This is a genomic window from Streptomyces sp. NPDC048106 (assembly GCF_040706415.1).
Taxonomy (GTDB): domain Bacteria; phylum Actinomycetota; class Actinomycetes; order Streptomycetales; family Streptomycetaceae; genus Streptomyces.
Map to the genome: position 1 here is coordinate 11,737 of NZ_JBEZND010000054.1, position 15,549 is coordinate 27,285.

The following is a 15,549-nucleotide window of genomic DNA, read 5'->3' on the forward strand; positions in this document are numbered from 1 at the left end:
CCATCACCGCACATTTCTTCCGCCGCGTTGGCGGACCACCGCCCCGGCACGGTTCACCGAAGACAGGACCGTAGCCGGACAGCACAACCGGTCGCCGAGCCAGACAGGCCGACGTCCGCTCCAGGGAAGGACCCTTCGTGAGCGACACCACCGATCTGATGGGCGCACGTGTCGAGGAGACCGCTGCCGCGCCCGCCACGGACGCCTCCGCGCCTGCCACCGGTGCCGGCTCCCGGCGGCGCCGGGGTACCGGCCTTGAGGGCATGGTGCTGGCCGAGCTGCAACAGGTCGCCTCGGGCCTCGGCATCAGGGGCACCGCGCGGATGCGCAAGAGCCAGCTGATCGAGGTCATCAAGGAGGCGCAGGCCCAGGGCGGCGCTTCCAAGGCCGAGGCAGCCGCCGAGACCAAGCCGAAGCGCCGGGCCACCTCCAAGGCCCGCACCGGCGAGAGCGCCGACGGCGCGCAGAAGGCGGCCAAGTCCGAGGCGTCCGCCGACAAGGCGCAGCAGCAGATCGAGATCCCCGGGCAGCCTGCCGGGGGCACCGGCCGCGGGAGCGAGGCCGAGCGCGGAGAGGACGCGCCGACCGAGCGCCGTCGCCGCCGTGCCACCGCCGAGGCCGGCAGCCCCGCCGCGAGCGGTGCCGAGACGGCCGCCGCCGAGGCGAAGACCGAGACCCGCGCCGACGCGAAGGGCGAGGCCAAGGCCGAGGCGCAGCAGGGCGAGTCCGCGAAGAGCGACGCCGGTGACGGCGAGGGCCGCGGCCGCCGCGACCGCCGTGAGCGGGGCCGCGAGCGCGACCGTGACCGTGACCGTGACCGCGACCGCCGTGGCAAGGGCGACGACCAGCAGGGCGGCCAGCAGCGTCAGCAGCAGGGCCAGCAGGGCGGTCGCCAGGACCGGCAGCAGGACGACGACGACTTCGAGGGCGGCCGTCGTGGCCGGCGCGGCCGTTACCGCGACCGCCGGGGCCGTCGTGGCCGTGACGAGATCGCCGAGCCGCAGGTCGCCGAGGACGACGTCCTGATCCCCGTCGCGGGCATCCTGGACATCCTCGACAACTACGCCTTCATCCGGACCTCCGGCTACCTGCCGGGTCCGAACGACGTGTACGTCTCCCTCGCCCAGGTCCGCAAGAACGGTCTGCGCAAGGGTGACCACGTCACCGGTGCGGTCCGCCAGCCGAAGGAGGGCGAGCGCCGCGAGAAGTTCAACGCGCTCGTGCGCCTCGACTCCGTCAACGGCATGGCGCCCGAACACGGCCGCGGCCGCCCGGAGTTCAACAAGCTGACGCCGCTGTACCCGCAGGACCGCCTCCGCCTGGAGACGGACCCGGGCGTGCTGACGACCCGCATCATCGACCTCGTCTCGCCGATCGGCAAGGGCCAGCGCGGTCTGATCGTGGCCCCGCCGAAGACCGGCAAGACCATGATCATGCAGGCGATCGCCAACGCGATCACGCACAACAACCCCGAGTGCCACCTGATGGTCGTCCTCGTCGACGAGCGTCCGGAGGAGGTCACCGACATGCAGCGGTCGGTCAAGGGCGAGGTCATCTCCTCGACCTTCGACCGCCCGGCCGAGGACCACACCACGGTCGCCGAGCTGGCCATCGAGCGCGCCAAGCGCCTCGTGGAGCTGGGTCACGACGTGGTCGTGCTGCTGGACTCCATCACGCGTCTGGGCCGCGCCTACAACCTCGCGGCGCCCGCCTCCGGCCGCATCCTGTCCGGTGGTGTCGACTCGACCGCGCTGTACCCGCCGAAGCGGTTCTTCGGTGCCGCGCGCAACATCGAGGACGGCGGCTCGCTCACCATCCTGGCGACGGCGCTCGTGGACACCGGCTCCCGCATGGACGAGGTGATCTTCGAGGAGTTCAAGGGCACCGGCAACATGGAGCTCAAGCTCGACCGGAAGCTCGCCGACAAGCGCATCTTCCCGGCGGTGGACGTGGACGCGTCCGGCACCCGTAAGGAAGAGATCCTGCTGGGCGCCGAGGAGCTGGGCATCGTCTGGAAGCTGCGCCGGGTGCTGCACGCCCTGGACCAGCAGCAGGCGATCGAGCTGCTGCTGGACAAGATGAAGCAGACCAAGTCGAACGTCGAGTTCCTGATGCAGATCCAGAAGACGACGCCGACCCCCGGTAACGGCGACTGAGTCCCCGGTACCCGCTGACAGAGGCCGTCCCCCAGGGGGCGGCCTCTTCGTCGTACAGAGCACCGGAAATGCTCCCGACACGAGACCTTTGCCACAAGGGGCACGCTCCGTGACCGGTCGGGAACATACGACAACCAGTGTCAAACCACCAGGTGAGCGCCGCATCCCCGGATGTGCCGACTACGCAGAGTGCCCATCGCCGCACGCGGTGGGCACTCTGCGTTGTGCAACGCTGTCCCGAGTTTCTCCGTCCTGCCGCACGGAGGGACGATGGAGCGGTGATGACCGCGCCTGACCCTGACCGCAGGGGGTAACCGATCGACGAGCCCTAGGAGTGCCGTGTCCGCCGAGAGCATGCCGGAACCCGCGATACCCCAGCCCGGCCCCCAGGAGCCCGGCCGACGGGGCAAGGGCCGGCGCCGCAAGCCCCGCAGCGTCGGCCGCAAGGCCCTGCTGGCGACGGCCTGGACGGCCGCGGGCGTGCTGGTGCTCGGCGGCGCCGGAGCCGGTTACCTGTACCTCAAGCTCAACGGCAACCTGCACAGCATCGACATCAACCAGGTCCTGGGCGGCGACCGGCCCACGAAGGTCGACAACGGCTCCGAGAACATCCTGGTCCTCGGCTCGGACACCCGCGCCGGCTCCAACAAGAAGCTCGGCGGCGGCACGGACGACGGCAGCGCCCGCTCCGACACCGCGATGATCGTGCACGTCTACGAGGGCCACAAGAAGGCCGGCGTGGTCTCCGTGCCCCGGGACACCCTCGTGGACCGCCCCGCCTGCACCGACGCCAAGGGCACCACGCACCCGGCGGCGACCGGCGTGATGTTCAACGAGGCGTACTCCACCGGCGGCGCGGCCTGCGCCGTGAAGTCCGTCGAGTCCCTCACCGGCATCCGCATGGACCACTACCTGGAGGTCGACTTCGCGGGCTTCCAGAAGCTCGTCGACGACCTCGGCGGCGTCCCGGTCACCACGACCAGGGCCATCGCCGACCCGCAGAGCCACCTGGACCTCAAGCCCGGCACGCACACCCTCGACGGGCAGCAGGCCCTCGGCCTGGTCCGCACCCGGCACGGCGTCGGCGACGGCTCCGACCTCGGCCGCATCCAGCTCCAGCAGGCCTTCGTCAAGGCGCTGCTCGGCCAGGTCAGGAACGTCGGCGTGCTCAGCGACCCCAAGAAGCTGTACGACCTCGCCGACACTGCCACCAAGACCGTCACCACCGACTCCGACCTCGGCTCGGTCAACTCCCTCATCGACTTCGCCGACGGCCTCAAGGGCATCGACGCCACGCGCATGACGATGGTCACCATGCCCGTGCGGTACGACCCGGCCGACCCGAACCGGGTCCTGCTGGAGAAGGCGAAGGCCCAGCTGGTGTGGGACGCGCTGAAGAACGACCGCCCGATCCCGGCGGCGGCCACGAAGGGGACGGCCACCGGCGAGGCCGGCGGTGTGGTGAGCGGCTGAGGGAGGCGCGGGGACCCTCTCGCACCCCTGGGAATAGAACGACCGTACCCCCGGTTTGGGGGGATGGCACCAGTCCTGGCAGACTGGTACGTCGGCCCCGGTTCACGCTCCCGCAGCCCGCGGAGGCGACCCGGCGCCCTCCCGAACACTAGGAGAAACCTTGAAGCGCGACATCCACCCCGAGTACGTCGAGACGCAGGTCAGCTGCACCTGTGGCGCGTCGTTCACCACCCGCAGCACCATCGAGTCCGGCACCATCCGGGCCGAGGTCTGCTCCGAGTGCCACCCGTTCTACACGGGCAAGCAGAAGATCCTCGACACCGGTGGCCGTGTGGCCCGCTTCGAGGCCCGCTTCGGCAAGGCTGCCGCCGGCTCCAAGAAGTAGCGAGCCCCCATTCGCCGGTCCACGGCCGTACGTCCGCGAGGGCGTGCGTCCGGGACCGGCGTTTTTGGTCGCCCGCCCCTTCCCTTCACCGCAGTACAGGAGCCGAAAGATGTTCGAGGCAGTCGAGGAACTCGTCACCGAGCACGCCGACCTCGAGACGAAGCTCGCCGACCCGTCGGTCCACGCCGACCAGGCGAACGCGCGCAAGCTGAACAAGCGCTATGCCGAGCTGACCCCGATCGTCGGCACGTACCGCTCCTGGAGGCAGGCCGGCGACGACATCGGGACCGCGCGCGAACTGGCCGCCGACGACCCCGACTTCGCCGCCGAGGTCAAGGAGCTGGAGCAGCAGCGCGAGGAGCTGACCGAGAAGCTGCGCCTCCTGCTGGTCCCGCGCGACCCGAGTGACGACAAGGACGTCATCCTGGAGATCAAGGCGGGCGCGGGCGGCGACGAGTCGGCGCTGTTCGCCGGCGACCTGCTGCGCATGTACCTGCGCTACGCGGAGCGCGTCGGCTGGAAGACCGAGATCATCGACGCCACCGAGTCCGAGCTGGGCGGCTACAAGGACGTCCAGGTCGCGGTGAAGACCCGCGGGCAGACCGAGCCCGGCCAGGGCGTGTGGGCGCGGCTGAAGTACGAGGGCGGTGTGCACCGCGTGCAGCGGGTGCCGGCCACTGAGTCCCAGGGCCGCATCCACACCTCCGCCGCCGGTGTCCTCGTCACCCCCGAGGCCGAGGAGGTGGACGTGGAGATCAACCCGAACGACCTCCGCATCGACGTCTACCGGTCCTCCGGACCCGGCGGCCAGTCCGTCAACACCACGGACTCCGCGGTGCGCATCACCCACCTGCCCACCGGCGTCGTCGCCTCCTGCCAGAACGAGAAGAGCCAGCTCCAGAACAAGGAGCAGGCCCTGCGTATCCTGCGCTCCAGGTTGCTCGCCGCGGCCCAGGAGGAGGCGGAGCGGGAGGCCGCGGACGCCCGCCGCAGCCAGGTCCGCACCGTCGACCGCTCCGAGAAGATCCGTACGTACAACTTCCCGGAGAACCGCATTTCCGACCACCGCGTCGGCTTCAAGGCGTACAACCTGGACCAGGTCCTGGACGGCGACCTCGACGCGGTCATCCAGGCCTGTGTCGACGCCGACTCCGCGGCGAAGCTCGCGGCCGCGTGAGGCGACGCCGCCCTTAGGCCCATACGACGTGTGTTCGCAGACTTCCGGAGGACTTGCGTGAACCTGCTGCTCGCAGAGGTGGCCCAGGCCACCCAGCGGCTGGCCGACGCCGGCGTGCCCTCGCCGCGCACCGACGCGGAGGAGCTCGCCGCGTTCGTGCACGGCGTCAAGCGGGGCGAACTGCACTCCGTGAAGGACGCGGACTTCGACGCCCGGTACTGGGAGGTCATCGCCCGGCGTGAGCAGCGCGAGCCGCTCCAGCACATCACCGGGCGGGCCTACTTCCGCTACCTGGAACTCCAGGTCGGGCCCGGCGTCTTCGTGCCCCGGCCGGAGACCGAGTCGGTGGTCGGCTGGGCCATAGACGCGGTGCGCGCCATGGACGTGGTCGAGCCCTGCATCGTCGACCTGTGCACCGGCTCCGGGGCCATCGCGCTCGCCCTCGCCCAGGAGGTGCCGCGCTCCAGGGTGCACGCCGTGGAGCTGTCGGAGGACGCGCTGCGCTGGACCCGCAAGAACGTGGAGGGGTCCAGGGTCGACCTGCGCCAGGGCGACGCCCTGACCGCGTTCCCCGACCTGGACGGCCAGGTCGACCTGGTCGTCTCCAACCCGCCGTACATCCCGCTCACCGAATGGGAGTACGTCGCCCCCGAGGCCCGCGACTACGACCCCGAGCTGGCGTTGTTCTCGGGGGAGGACGGCCTCGACCTGATCCGCGGCATCGAGCGCACCGCGCACCGGCTGCTGCGGCCCGGCGGGGTCGTCGTCATCGAGCACGCCGACACCCAGGGCGGCCAGGTGCCGTGGATCTTCACCGAGGAGCGGGGCTGGGCCGACGCGGCCGATCACCCCGACCTCAACAACCGGCCGCGGTTCGCCACCGCCCGCAAGGCGCTGCCGTGAGCAGCACCGAGACTTCAACCCCGCAGTTTGTGTACGAGGAGGCCCGTTAGATGGCACGGCGATACGACACCAACGACGCGACCGACCGCGTGACCGGTCTGCGCGAAGCCGCGTCCGCCGTCCGCCGGGGCGAGCTGGTGGTGCTGCCGACCGACACGGTCTACGGCATCGGCGCCGACGCGTTCTCCTCCGAGGCCGTCGCCGATCTGCTCGCCGCCAAGGGCCGGGGCCGCAACATGCCCACCCCCGTGCTCATCGGCTCCCCGAACACCCTGCACGGCCTGGTCACGAACTTCTCCGAGCTGGCCTGGGAACTGGTCGACGCGTTCTGGCCGGGCGCCCTGACGCTGGTCGCCAAGCACCAGCCGTCCCTCCAGTGGGACCTGGGCGACACCCGGGGCACGGTCGCCGTGCGCATGCCGCTGCACCCGGTCGCCATCGAGCTGCTCACGGAGGTCGGCCCGATGGCGGTCTCCTCCGCCAACCTCACCGGGCATCTGTCGCCGGAGACCTGCGACGCCGCGCAGGACATGCTCGGCGACTCCGTCTCCGTCTACCTCGACGGCGGCCCGACCCCGGGCAACGTGCCCTCGTCCATCGTGGACGTCTCCCGCGACGTGCCGGTGCTGCTGCGCGAGGGCGCCCTCTCCGCGGACGAGCTGCGCAAGGTCGTACCCGACCTTGAGGTGGCGAATTGACGGCCCCTGAAGCGGGGCGTGGCATAGGCATCGGGGAGCGCCTCGCGGAGGAGACGACCACCTTCGGGTTTCCGCGTGACACCTTCCGCATCCTCCACGTCAGTACCGGCAACGTGTGCCGCTCGCCCATCACCGAGCGGCTGACCCGGCATTTCGTCGCCGAGCGCCTCGGTGTGCTCGGCGGCGGGCTGATCGTGGAGAGCGCGGGCACCTGGGGCCACGAGGGCGCGCCCATGGAGGCCAACGCGGAGGCCGTGCTGGCCGACTTCGGCGCCGACGCGGCCGGCTTCATGGGCCGGGAGCTGCTGGACGAGCACGTCATCCGGGCCGACCTGGTCCTGACCGCGACCCGCGACCACCGCGCCCAGGTCATCTCCATGGGCCATTCGGCGGGCCTGCGCACGTTCACCCTCAAGGAGTTCACGCGCCTGGTCCGCGCGATCGACCCCGCGACGCTGCCGCCGCTGGAGGACGGCCTCGTGATGCGCGCCCGCGCCCTGGTCCGGGCGGCCGCCGCGCTGCGCGGCTGGCTCCTGGCCCCCACGGCGGAGGCGGACGAGGTCTACGACCCCTACGGCGCGCCCCTGACGTTCTTCCGCTCCATCGGCGACGAGATAAGGGACGCGCTGGACCCTGTCGTCACGGCGCTCACGGGTGTGCCCGCGCGGATGTGACGGCGCCGGCGCGGCTCATACGGCACCACGGGCGCCACGGTGCCGCGCACCGCACCGGACCCCGGCCTACATTGGGGATACGTCACCGTCGACCGCCCGGAGTCCGTCATGTCGGTCATCACCCCGTACGAGGCCGATGTCCTGCGGGAGCAGGATCCGGAGCTGGCCGAGATCCTGCTGGGGGAACTGCGGCGGCAGGCGACGTCGCTCCAGCTGATCGCGGCGGAGAACTTCACGTCCCGCGCCGTGCTCGCCGCCCTCGGGTCGCCGCTGGCGAACAAGTACGCCGAGGGCTATCCCGGCGCCCGCCATCACGGCGGCTGCGAACTCGTGGACATGGCCGAGCGGCTCGCGGTGGAACGGGCGAGCGCGCTGTTCGGCGCCCAGCACGCGAACGTCCAGGCACACTCGGGCTCCTCGGCCGTCCTCGCGGCGTACGCCGCGCTGCTGCGCCCCGGTGACACCGTCCTCGCCCTCGGCCTGCCCTACGGCGGTCACCTCACCCACGGCTCCCCGGCGAACTTCTCCGGGCGCTGGTTCGACTTCGTCGGCTACGGCGTCGACGCGGAGACCGGGCTGATCGACCACGACCAGGTGCGCCACCTGGCCCGCAACCACCGCCCGAAGGCGATCGTGTGCGGCTCCATCGCCTACCCCCGGCACATCGACTACGCCTTCTTCCGCGAGGTCGCCGACGAGGTCGGCGCCTATCTGATCGCGGACGCCGCACACCCCATCGGCCTCGTCGCGGGCGGCGCCGCCCCGAACCCGGTGCCCTACGCCGACATCGTGTGCGCGACGACACACAAGGTGCTGCGCGGCCCCCGCGGCGGCATGCTCCTGTGCGGGAGCGAGCTGGCGGAGCGGGTGGACCGGGCGGTGTTCCCGTTCACCCAGGGCGGGGCGCAGATGCACACCATCGCCGCCAAGGCCGTCGCGTTCGGCGAGGCCGCCACCCCGGCGTTCGCGGCGTACGCCCACCAGGTGGTCGCCAATGCCCGCACCCTGGCCGGCCACCTCGCCGAACAGGGGCTCTCCGTCGTCACCGGCGGCACGGACACCCATCTGATCACCGCGGACGTGGCGCCGCTCGGCGTGGACGGCCGCACCGCCCGCGGCCGGCTCGCCGCCGCCGGGATCGTCCTGGACTGCTGCGCGCTGCCGGGCGGCGACGGCCGGGGCCTGCGCCTGGGCACGGCCGCGGTGACCACCCAGGGCATGGGCGAGCCGGAGATGGCGCGGATCGCGAAGCTGCTCGCCGCGGTGGCGCGCGGGCACACGGAACCGGCCGGGGCGCGGGCGGAGGTGGGCGAGCTGACCAGGGCGTTCCCGCCGTATCCGGGCTGATCCGGGGTAGCCGCGGCACAGGGCACGGCATCGGCACAGCGTCGGTCACAGCGGGATGTGCAACCATCATGGCTACCCGTCAGTCCCCATCCATATACGCCCGCCGCTAGGCTGTGACGCTGTGATGGCCAGCGAGACCTGTGGGGAAGCCCGTGCGTGAATACCTGCTGACGCTCTGCATCACGGCCGCGGTGACGTACCTGCTGACAGGGCCGGTGCGGAAGTTCGCGATCGTGGCGGGGGCGATGCCGGAGATCCGGGCCCGGGACGTGCACCGGGAACCCACTCCGCGCCTCGGCGGGATCGCGATGTTCTTCGGACTGTGCGCGGGCCTGCTGGCCGCCGACCATCTGACCAGCCTGAACTGGGTGTTCGAGAAGTCCAACGAGCCGAGGGCGCTGCTCTCCGGCGCCGCCCTGATCTGGCTGATCGGCGTCCTGGACGACAAGTTCGAGATCGACGCCCTGATCAAGCTCGGCGGCCAGATGATCGCCGCGGGCGTCATGGTGATGCAGGGTCTGACGATCCTCTGGCTGCCCATCCCCGGCGTCGGCAACGTGGCGCTGACCCAGTGGCAGGGCACGCTGCTGACCGTGGCGCTCGTCGTCATCACGATCAACGCGGTGAACTTCGTGGACGGCCTGGACGGGCTCGCGGCCGGCATGGTGTGCATCGCGACGGTCGCGTTCTTCCTGTACGCGTACCGCGTCTGGGTGTCGTACGGCATCGAGGCCGCCGCCCCCGCCACCCTGTTCGCGTCGATCCTGATGGGCATGTGCCTGGGCTTCCTGCCGCACAACATGCACCCGGCCCGCATCTTCATGGGCGACTCGGGATCCATGCTGATCGGCCTGGTGCTGGCCGCGGGCGCCATCTCGATCACGGGCCAGGTGGACCCGGACGTGATGAACCTGTTCTCCGGATCCGAGCGCGCCACCGTCCACCAGATGGTGCCGGTCTACATCCCGCTGCTGATGCCGCTGACGATCATCGCGATCCCCGCCGCCGACCTGGTGCTGGCGATCGTGCGCCGCACCTGGCGGGGCCAGTCGCCGTTCGCCGCGGACCGCGGGCATCTGCACCACCGGCTGCTGGAGATCGGCCACTCGCATAGCCGCGCGGTGCTGATCATGTACTTCTGGTCGGCGCTGATCGCCTTCGGCGCGCTGGCCTACTCGGTCAACTCGGCGTCCATGTGGATCGTGCTCGGCGTCGTCTTCCTCAGCGCGGTGGGCCTGGTCCTGCTGCTCCTGCCGCGCTTCACGCCGCGGGTGCCGGTGTGGGCCCAGCGCTTCGTGCCGCCCCGGTACCGGCGCCGGCGCGCGGCGGCGGAAGCGGAACGCGCGGTGGAGGGCGTCGCGGAGGACGCCGCGGACGAGCCGGACGCCGAGGGGCGCGCTCCCGTCACGGCCGGTGTGTCCGGCGTCAACGGGGCGACCGCAATCGGCCCCCATAGGCGTTTTCCTGACCGTTCCTGAGACGGTCAAGGTAAGAATCTGACGAGAGCATTGCCAAGTCGTGGGGGAGCAAAGATCCCCAATACCAGACAAAGCGGCTCGATTTTTGATCAGACGTGCAGAGTCACTCTCATGTGTGACAGCAAGCACACCTACCAGGTAAAGACCTCATCAAATAGTTTGTGATACGGTTCACGAGAACCCCGGATAGAACCGAAGGACCGTAGTGCGACGGTCCATTGGTGTGAGGTCTCGTTCACTCAGCCCGGGACTACGCTCGTCCATGACGACACCTGCCCCCTGTGAAAGCGGAGTTGCCGCCATGCCGTCTTCTGACGTCCGGATCCTGACCCAGGCCGCCGTACCCACGGCTGTCGTCGGCGCGCTTGCCGCCGTCGTCAGTGGTGTGGTCGCGGGCGGCAAGGGAGCGATCGGGGCTGTCGTCGCGACGGTGATCGTGGTCCTCTTCATGGGGCTCGGTCTCTACGTGCTCCAGCGCACCGCCAAGTCATTTCCGCAGCTGTTCCAGATGATGGGCCTGATGCTCTACGCGGCTCAGCTGCTGCTGATGGTCATCTTCGTCGCCGCGTTCAAGAACACCACGCTCTTCAACCCGCGTGCCTTCGCCATCACGCTCGTGGTCGCCACCCTCGCGTGGATCGTCGCCCAGACGCGTGCGCACATGAAGGCCAAGGTCCTCTACGTCGATCCGGACGCCTCGTCCTCGGGTGACAAGCCCGAAAAGACAGGGCGCTCGTCGTGAGAGGTAGGGCCGGGATAAAGGCGCAGCAGGCATGCTGCTATCGTCCGATGCCAACTGCGGCATCGCGGGCGCGGGCATCTGAGCTGACGCCTGTTCTATCGCGAGGCGAGATGCCCCCCAGCCGCCCCCACATCCGTAACACCAGTCCCGTGCCGACCCGCGGCCGCACGCCGCGCCGACACAACGAGGTTGCCGTACCTATGCGCCACGATGAAGGAGCCCGCGGTGAGTGCTGATCCGACGCAGACGCTCGCTTTCGACACGAGCTGTCACCTGTTCAGCGGGTGCGGTTTCGACACCGTTGCTCCCGGCCTGCACTCGTTCCTCTTCGAGCCCCTCTGGGGGGACACGAACGGCCTCTACTTCAACAAGCCGATGCTGCTGGCCCTGCTCGGCTCCATCATCATCGTGGGCTTCTTCTGGGCCGCCTTCGGCAAGGCCAAGGTCATCCCGGGCAAGCTCCAGATGGTCGCCGAGACCGGCTACGACTTCGTGCGCCGCGGTGTCGTCTACGAGACCATCGGCAAGAAGGAAGGCGAGAAGTACGTCCCGCTGGTCGTCTCTCTCTTCTTCTTCGTCTGGATGATGAACCTCTGGTCGATCATCCCGGTCGCCCAGTTCCCGGTTACGGCGATCATCGCCTACCCGATCGTCCTGGCCGCGATCGTCTACATCGTCTGGGTCTCCCTCACTTTCAAGCGGCACGGATTCGTCGGGGCCTTCAAGAACTTCACGGGCTACGACAAGTCGCTCGGCCCGGTGCTGCCGCTGGCCATGACGATCGAGTTCTTCTCGAACCTGCTGGTCCGTCCCTTCACGCACGCCGTCCGACTGTTCGCGAACATGTTCGCCGGTCACACGCTGCTCGTGCTCTTCACGATCGCCAGCTGGTACATGCTGAACGGCATCGGCATCGCCTACTCCGGTGTCTCGTTCGTGATGACGATCGTCATGACCGCCTTCGAGCTCTTCATCCAGGCCGTCCAGGCGTACGTCTTCGTCCTGCTGACCTGCTCCTACATTCAGGGCGCGCTCGCCGAGCACCACTGAGCCACCTCGCCCCGAAACCCCCGGTCGTCCGGTGGCCAACCCCCACCGGTCCGTAAAGAAAAGGAAGAACTGGCATGTCCCAGACCCTTGCCGCTGTCACTGGTTCGCTCAGCTCCGTCGGTTACGGCCTGGCCGCCATCGGCCCCGGCGTCGGCGTCGGCATCATCTTCGGTAACGGCACGCAGGCCCTCGCGCGCCAGCCCGAGGCTGCGGGCCTGATCCGCGCCAACCAGATCCTCGGCTTCGCGTTCTGTGAGGCGCTGGCCCTGATCGGTCTCGTCATGCCGTTCGTCTACAAGTAAGACGAACGTCAGCGATAGCCCTAATCGACGAAAGGCACTGAGATGACCCAGTCTTGGGTTCAGTTTGCGGCGGAGACGGAGAATCCCCTCGTTCCGCCGTGGCCGGAGCTCGTCATCGGCCTGATCGCCTTCGTCATCGTCTTCGGCTTCCTCGCCAAGAAGCTCCTCCCGAACATCAACAAGGTTCTGGAAGAGCGCCGCGAGGCCATCGAGGGCGGTATCGAAAAGGCCGAGGCCGCGCAGACCGAGGCCCAGAGCGTCCTTGAGCAGTACAAGGCCCAGCTCGCCGAGGCCCGGCACGAGGCCGCGCGGCTGCGCCAGGAAGCGCAGGAGCAGGGCGCCACCCTCATCGCCGAGATGCGGGCCGAGGGCCAGCGGCAGCGCGAGGAGATCGTCGCCGCCGGTCACGCCCAGATCGAGGCCGACCGCAAGGCCGCCGCGTCCACGCTGCGCCAGGACGTCGGCAAGCTCGCCACCGACCTGGCCGGCAAGCTCGTCGGCGAGTCCCTTGAGGACCACGCCCGGCAGAGCCGTGTGATCGACCGCTTCCTCGACGAGCTCGAGGAGAAGGCCGAGGCCGCGCGATGAACGGAGCGAGCCGCGAGGCCCTGGCAGCCGCACGGGAGCGTCTCGACGCGCTGACGGACGCCACGTCCGTGGACGCGGGCACGCTCGCCGACGAGCTGGCGGCCGTCACCGCGCTGCTCGACCGCGAGGCCGGCCTGCGCCGGGTCCTCACCGACCCGGCGAAGTCCGGAGAGGCCAAGGCCGGGCTGGTCCAGAGCCTGCTCGGCACCCAGGTCAGCGGCCCGACCGCCGACCTGGTGGCCGGGATGGCCCGCGCCCGCTGGTCGCAGCCCCGCGACCTGGTGGACGCGCTGGAGCAGCTGGCGGACATCGCCGACCTCACCGCCGCGGAGAAGCGTGGCAACCTCGACGAGGTCGAGGACGAGCTGTTCCGGTTCGGCCGGATCGTCTCGTCCAGCACCGAGCTGCGCGCCGCCCTGACCGACCGCACCGCGGGCGCCGGGGCCAAGACCGAGCTGCTTCAGCGGCTGCTGGGCGGACGGGCCAAGCCCGTCACCGAGCGTCTGGTCGTGCGCCTCGTGGCCGCGCCGCGTGGTCGTAGCCTGGAAGCGGGACTGGAGTCCCTGTCCAAGCTCGCCGCGGAGCGCCGGGACCGCCTGGTCGCCGTCGTCACCTCGGCGGTACCGCTGAGCGACACCCAGAAGCAGCGCCTCGGCGCCGCCCTCGGCAAGCTCTACGGCCGCCGGATCCACCTCAACCTGGACGTGGACCCCGACGTCGTCGGCGGTATGCGGGTACAGGTCGGTGACGAGGTCATCAACGGTTCGCTCGCGGACCGGCTGGACGAGGCCGCCCGCCGCATGGCGAGCTAGCGGCGACGCGACAGCGACGCAGCACCTCGACATACCGAGAAATAGCAGTACGTACATACGGCCCTGGTTGGGCCGTGCAGAGGATTCACCTCCTGTTGGGGGGAGTCCCCATCCCCCCAAAGTGAAACTTCGGGCCCAACAAGGAGAGCAGGGAACCCAGATGGCGGAGCTCACGATCCGGCCGGAGGAGATCCGGGACGCGCTGGAGAACTTCGTCCAGTCGTACAAGCCGGACGCGGCCTCGCGCGAGGAGGTCGGTACGGTCACCCTTGCCGGCGACGGCATCGCGAAGATCGAGGGTCTTCCCTCGGCCATGGCCAACGAACTGCTGAAGTTCGAGGACGGCACCCTCGGCCTCGCCCTCAACCTCGAGGAGCGCGAGATCGGTGCCATCGTCCTCGGCGAGTTCAGTGGCGTCGAGGAGGGTCAGCCGGTCACGCGTACCGGCGAGGTGCTCTCCGTCGCGGTCGGCGAGGGCTACCTCGGCCGTGTTGTCGACCCGCTCGGCAACCCGATCGACGGCCTCGGCGAGATCGAGACGTCCGGCCGCCGCGCCCTTGAGCTGCAGGCCCCCACGGTCATGCAGCGCAAGTCGGTGCACGAGCCGATGGAGACCGGCTACAAGGCCGTCGACGCGATGACCCCGATCGGCCGTGGTCAGCGTCAGCTGATCATCGGCGACCGCCAGACCGGCAAGACCGCCCTGGCCGTCGACACCATCATCAACCAGCGCGACAACTGGCGCACCGGCGACCCGAAGAAGCAGGTCCGCTGCATCTACGTCGCCATCGGCCAGAAGGGCTCCACCATCGCGGGCGTGCGCCGCTCGCTGGAGGAGAACGGCGCGCTGGAGTATACGACCATCGTCGCCGCCCCGGCGTCCGACCCGGCCGGCTTCAAGTACCTTGCGCCGTACACCGGTTCGGCCATCGGCCAGCAGTGGATGTACGAGGGCAAGCACGTCCTCATCATCTTCGACGACCTCTCGAAGCAGGCCGACGCCTACCGCGCCGTGTCCCTGCTGCTGCGCCGCCCGCCGGGCCGTGAGGCCTACCCGGGTGACGTCTTCTACCTGCACTCGCGTCTGCTGGAGCGCTGCGCCAAGCTCTCCGACGACATGGGTGCCGGTTCGATGACCGGTCTGCCGATCGTCGAGACCAAGGCCAACGACGTCTCGGCGTTCATCCCGACCAACGTCATCTCCATCACCGACGGCCAGTGCTTCCTGGAGTCGGACCTGTTCAACGCCGGTCAGCGTCCCGCGCTGAACGTCGGTATCTCGGTCTCCCGAGTCGGTGGCTCCGCCCAGCACAAGGCGATGCGCCAGGTCTCCGGCCGGCTGCGCGTGGACCTCGCCCAGTTCCGCGAGCTGGAGGCGTTCGCCGCCTTCGGTTCCGACCTGGACGCGGCCTCCAAGGCCCAGCTTGAGCGCGGTCAGCGCATGGTCGAGCTGCTGAAGCAGGACCAGTACCAGCCGATGGCCACCGAGGACCAGGTCGTCTCCGTGTGGGCCGGCACCAACGGTCGTATGGACGATGTCCCGGTCGTGGACGTGCGCCGCTTCGAGCGGGAGCTGCTGGACTTCCTGCACCGCAAGCACCAGGGCCTGATGACCTCCATCAAGGAGGGCGCCAAGATGTCCAACGACACGATCCAGGCGATCGACGACGCGGTGGCCGAGTTCAAGAAGCAGTTCGAGACCTCGGACGGCAAGCTGCTCGGCGAGGACACTCCTGCCGCTGCCGCCAAGTGACGTAAGGAAGG

15 protein-coding genes are annotated in these 15,549 nt (G+C 69.8%); all 15 read left to right on the plus strand.

Annotated elements, in window-relative coordinates:
- Window positions 1-137 precede the first annotated feature (137 nt).
- A complete protein-coding gene (gene rho / locus AB0927_RS36235; RefSeq protein WP_366672085.1) occupies window positions 138-2,156 on the plus strand; it encodes a transcription termination factor Rho in 2,019 nt (672 codons plus the stop codon).
- A 339-nt stretch (window positions 2,157-2,495) separates the two neighbouring features.
- On the plus strand, window positions 2,496-3,629 hold the full coding sequence (locus AB0927_RS36240) for an LCP family protein (protein ID WP_366672086.1): 1,134 nt from the start codon (window positions 2,496-2,498) through the stop codon (window positions 3,627-3,629).
- Window positions 3,630-3,789: 160 nt separating this feature from the next.
- Window positions 3,790-4,014, plus strand: a complete 225-nt coding sequence (gene rpmE, locus AB0927_RS36245; RefSeq protein WP_019326867.1) for a 50S ribosomal protein L31 — start codon at window positions 3,790-3,792, stop codon at window positions 4,012-4,014.
- 109 nt (window positions 4,015-4,123) lie between these two features.
- Complete coding sequence (gene prfA / locus AB0927_RS36250; RefSeq protein ID WP_366672087.1) at window positions 4,124-5,191, plus strand: peptide chain release factor 1; 1,068 nt, start codon at window positions 4,124-4,126, stop codon at window positions 5,189-5,191.
- A gap of 57 nt (window positions 5,192-5,248) precedes the next feature.
- The gene (prmC, locus tag AB0927_RS36255) at window positions 5,249-6,094 is read left to right on the plus strand and encodes a peptide chain release factor N(5)-glutamine methyltransferase (RefSeq protein ID WP_366672088.1); all 846 of its coding nucleotides are present in this window, start codon (window positions 5,249-5,251) and stop codon (window positions 6,092-6,094) included.
- Between the two features lie 50 nt (window positions 6,095-6,144).
- On the plus strand, window positions 6,145-6,792 hold the full coding sequence (locus AB0927_RS36260) for an L-threonylcarbamoyladenylate synthase (protein WP_366672089.1): 648 nt from the start codon (window positions 6,145-6,147) through the stop codon (window positions 6,790-6,792).
- Window positions 6,789-7,466, plus strand: coding sequence for a protein-tyrosine-phosphatase (locus tag AB0927_RS36265; RefSeq protein ID WP_366672090.1), 678 nt, complete (start codon window positions 6,789-6,791; stop codon window positions 7,464-7,466). The genes AB0927_RS36260 and AB0927_RS36265 overlap by 4 nt, the downstream gene beginning before the upstream one ends.
- A 108-nt stretch (window positions 7,467-7,574) precedes the next feature.
- Window positions 7,575-8,813 (plus strand): serine hydroxymethyltransferase, encoded by a 1,239-nt coding sequence (glyA, locus tag AB0927_RS36270; protein ID WP_366672091.1) that lies wholly within the window; start codon window positions 7,575-7,577, stop codon window positions 8,811-8,813.
- Window positions 8,814-8,965: 152 nt separating this feature from the next.
- Window positions 8,966-10,291 carry an MraY family glycosyltransferase gene (locus AB0927_RS36275; protein ID WP_366672092.1) on the plus strand — a complete coding sequence of 442 codons (1,326 nt, stop codon included), beginning with the start codon at window positions 8,966-8,968 and terminating at the stop codon, window positions 10,289-10,291.
- 301 nt (window positions 10,292-10,592) lie between these two features.
- Entirely contained in the window at window positions 10,593-11,033 is a 441-nt protein-coding gene (locus tag AB0927_RS36280; protein ID WP_366672093.1) for a hypothetical protein, read from the plus strand.
- Between the two features lie 210 nt (window positions 11,034-11,243).
- Window positions 11,244-12,083 carry a F0F1 ATP synthase subunit A gene (atpB, locus tag AB0927_RS36285; protein WP_366672094.1) on the plus strand — a complete coding sequence of 280 codons (840 nt, stop codon included), beginning with the start codon at window positions 11,244-11,246 and terminating at the stop codon, window positions 12,081-12,083.
- A gap of 74 nt (window positions 12,084-12,157) precedes the next feature.
- Window positions 12,158-12,385, plus strand: a complete 228-nt coding sequence (gene atpE, locus AB0927_RS36290) for an ATP synthase F0 subunit C (protein ID WP_285563327.1) — start codon at window positions 12,158-12,160, stop codon at window positions 12,383-12,385.
- 42 nt (window positions 12,386-12,427) lie between these two features.
- The gene (locus AB0927_RS36295; RefSeq protein WP_366672095.1) at window positions 12,428-12,973 is read left to right on the plus strand and encodes a F0F1 ATP synthase subunit B; all 546 of its coding nucleotides are present in this window, start codon (window positions 12,428-12,430) and stop codon (window positions 12,971-12,973) included.
- Complete coding sequence (locus tag AB0927_RS36300) at window positions 12,970-13,785, plus strand: F0F1 ATP synthase subunit delta (RefSeq protein WP_366672096.1); 816 nt, start codon at window positions 12,970-12,972, stop codon at window positions 13,783-13,785. The genes AB0927_RS36295 and AB0927_RS36300 overlap by 4 nt, the downstream gene beginning before the upstream one ends.
- Window positions 13,786-13,945: 160 nt before the next feature.
- Window positions 13,946-15,538: a F0F1 ATP synthase subunit alpha gene (atpA, locus tag AB0927_RS36305; protein ID WP_366672097.1), complete on the plus strand. Its 1,593-nt coding sequence runs from the start codon at window positions 13,946-13,948 to the stop codon at window positions 15,536-15,538.
- Window positions 15,539-15,549 lie beyond the last annotated feature (11 nt).

Bases quoted from the DNA above. Each gene is read 5' to 3' on its own strand.
- atpE (WP_285563327.1), top strand. From the start codon at position 12,158: ATGTCCCAGACCCTTGCCGCTGTCACTGGTTCGCTCAGCTCCGTCGGT.
- prfA (WP_366672087.1), top strand. From the start codon at position 4,124: ATGTTCGAGGCAGTCGAGGAACTCGTCACCGAGCACGCCGACCTCGAG.
- atpB (WP_366672094.1), top strand. From the start codon at position 11,244: ATGAAGGAGCCCGCGGTGAGTGCTGATCCGACGCAGACGCTCGCTTTC.
- AB0927_RS36280 (WP_366672093.1), top strand. From the start codon at position 10,593: ATGCCGTCTTCTGACGTCCGGATCCTGACCCAGGCCGCCGTACCCACG.
- atpA (WP_366672097.1), top strand. From the start codon at position 13,946: ATGGCGGAGCTCACGATCCGGCCGGAGGAGATCCGGGACGCGCTGGAG.
- AB0927_RS36300 (WP_366672096.1), top strand. From the start codon at position 12,970: ATGAACGGAGCGAGCCGCGAGGCCCTGGCAGCCGCACGGGAGCGTCTC.
- AB0927_RS36260 (WP_366672089.1), top strand. From the start codon at position 6,145: ATGGCACGGCGATACGACACCAACGACGCGACCGACCGCGTGACCGGT.
- glyA (WP_366672091.1), top strand. From the start codon at position 7,575: ATGTCGGTCATCACCCCGTACGAGGCCGATGTCCTGCGGGAGCAGGAT.
- AB0927_RS36295 (WP_366672095.1), top strand. From the start codon at position 12,428: ATGACCCAGTCTTGGGTTCAGTTTGCGGCGGAGACGGAGAATCCCCTC.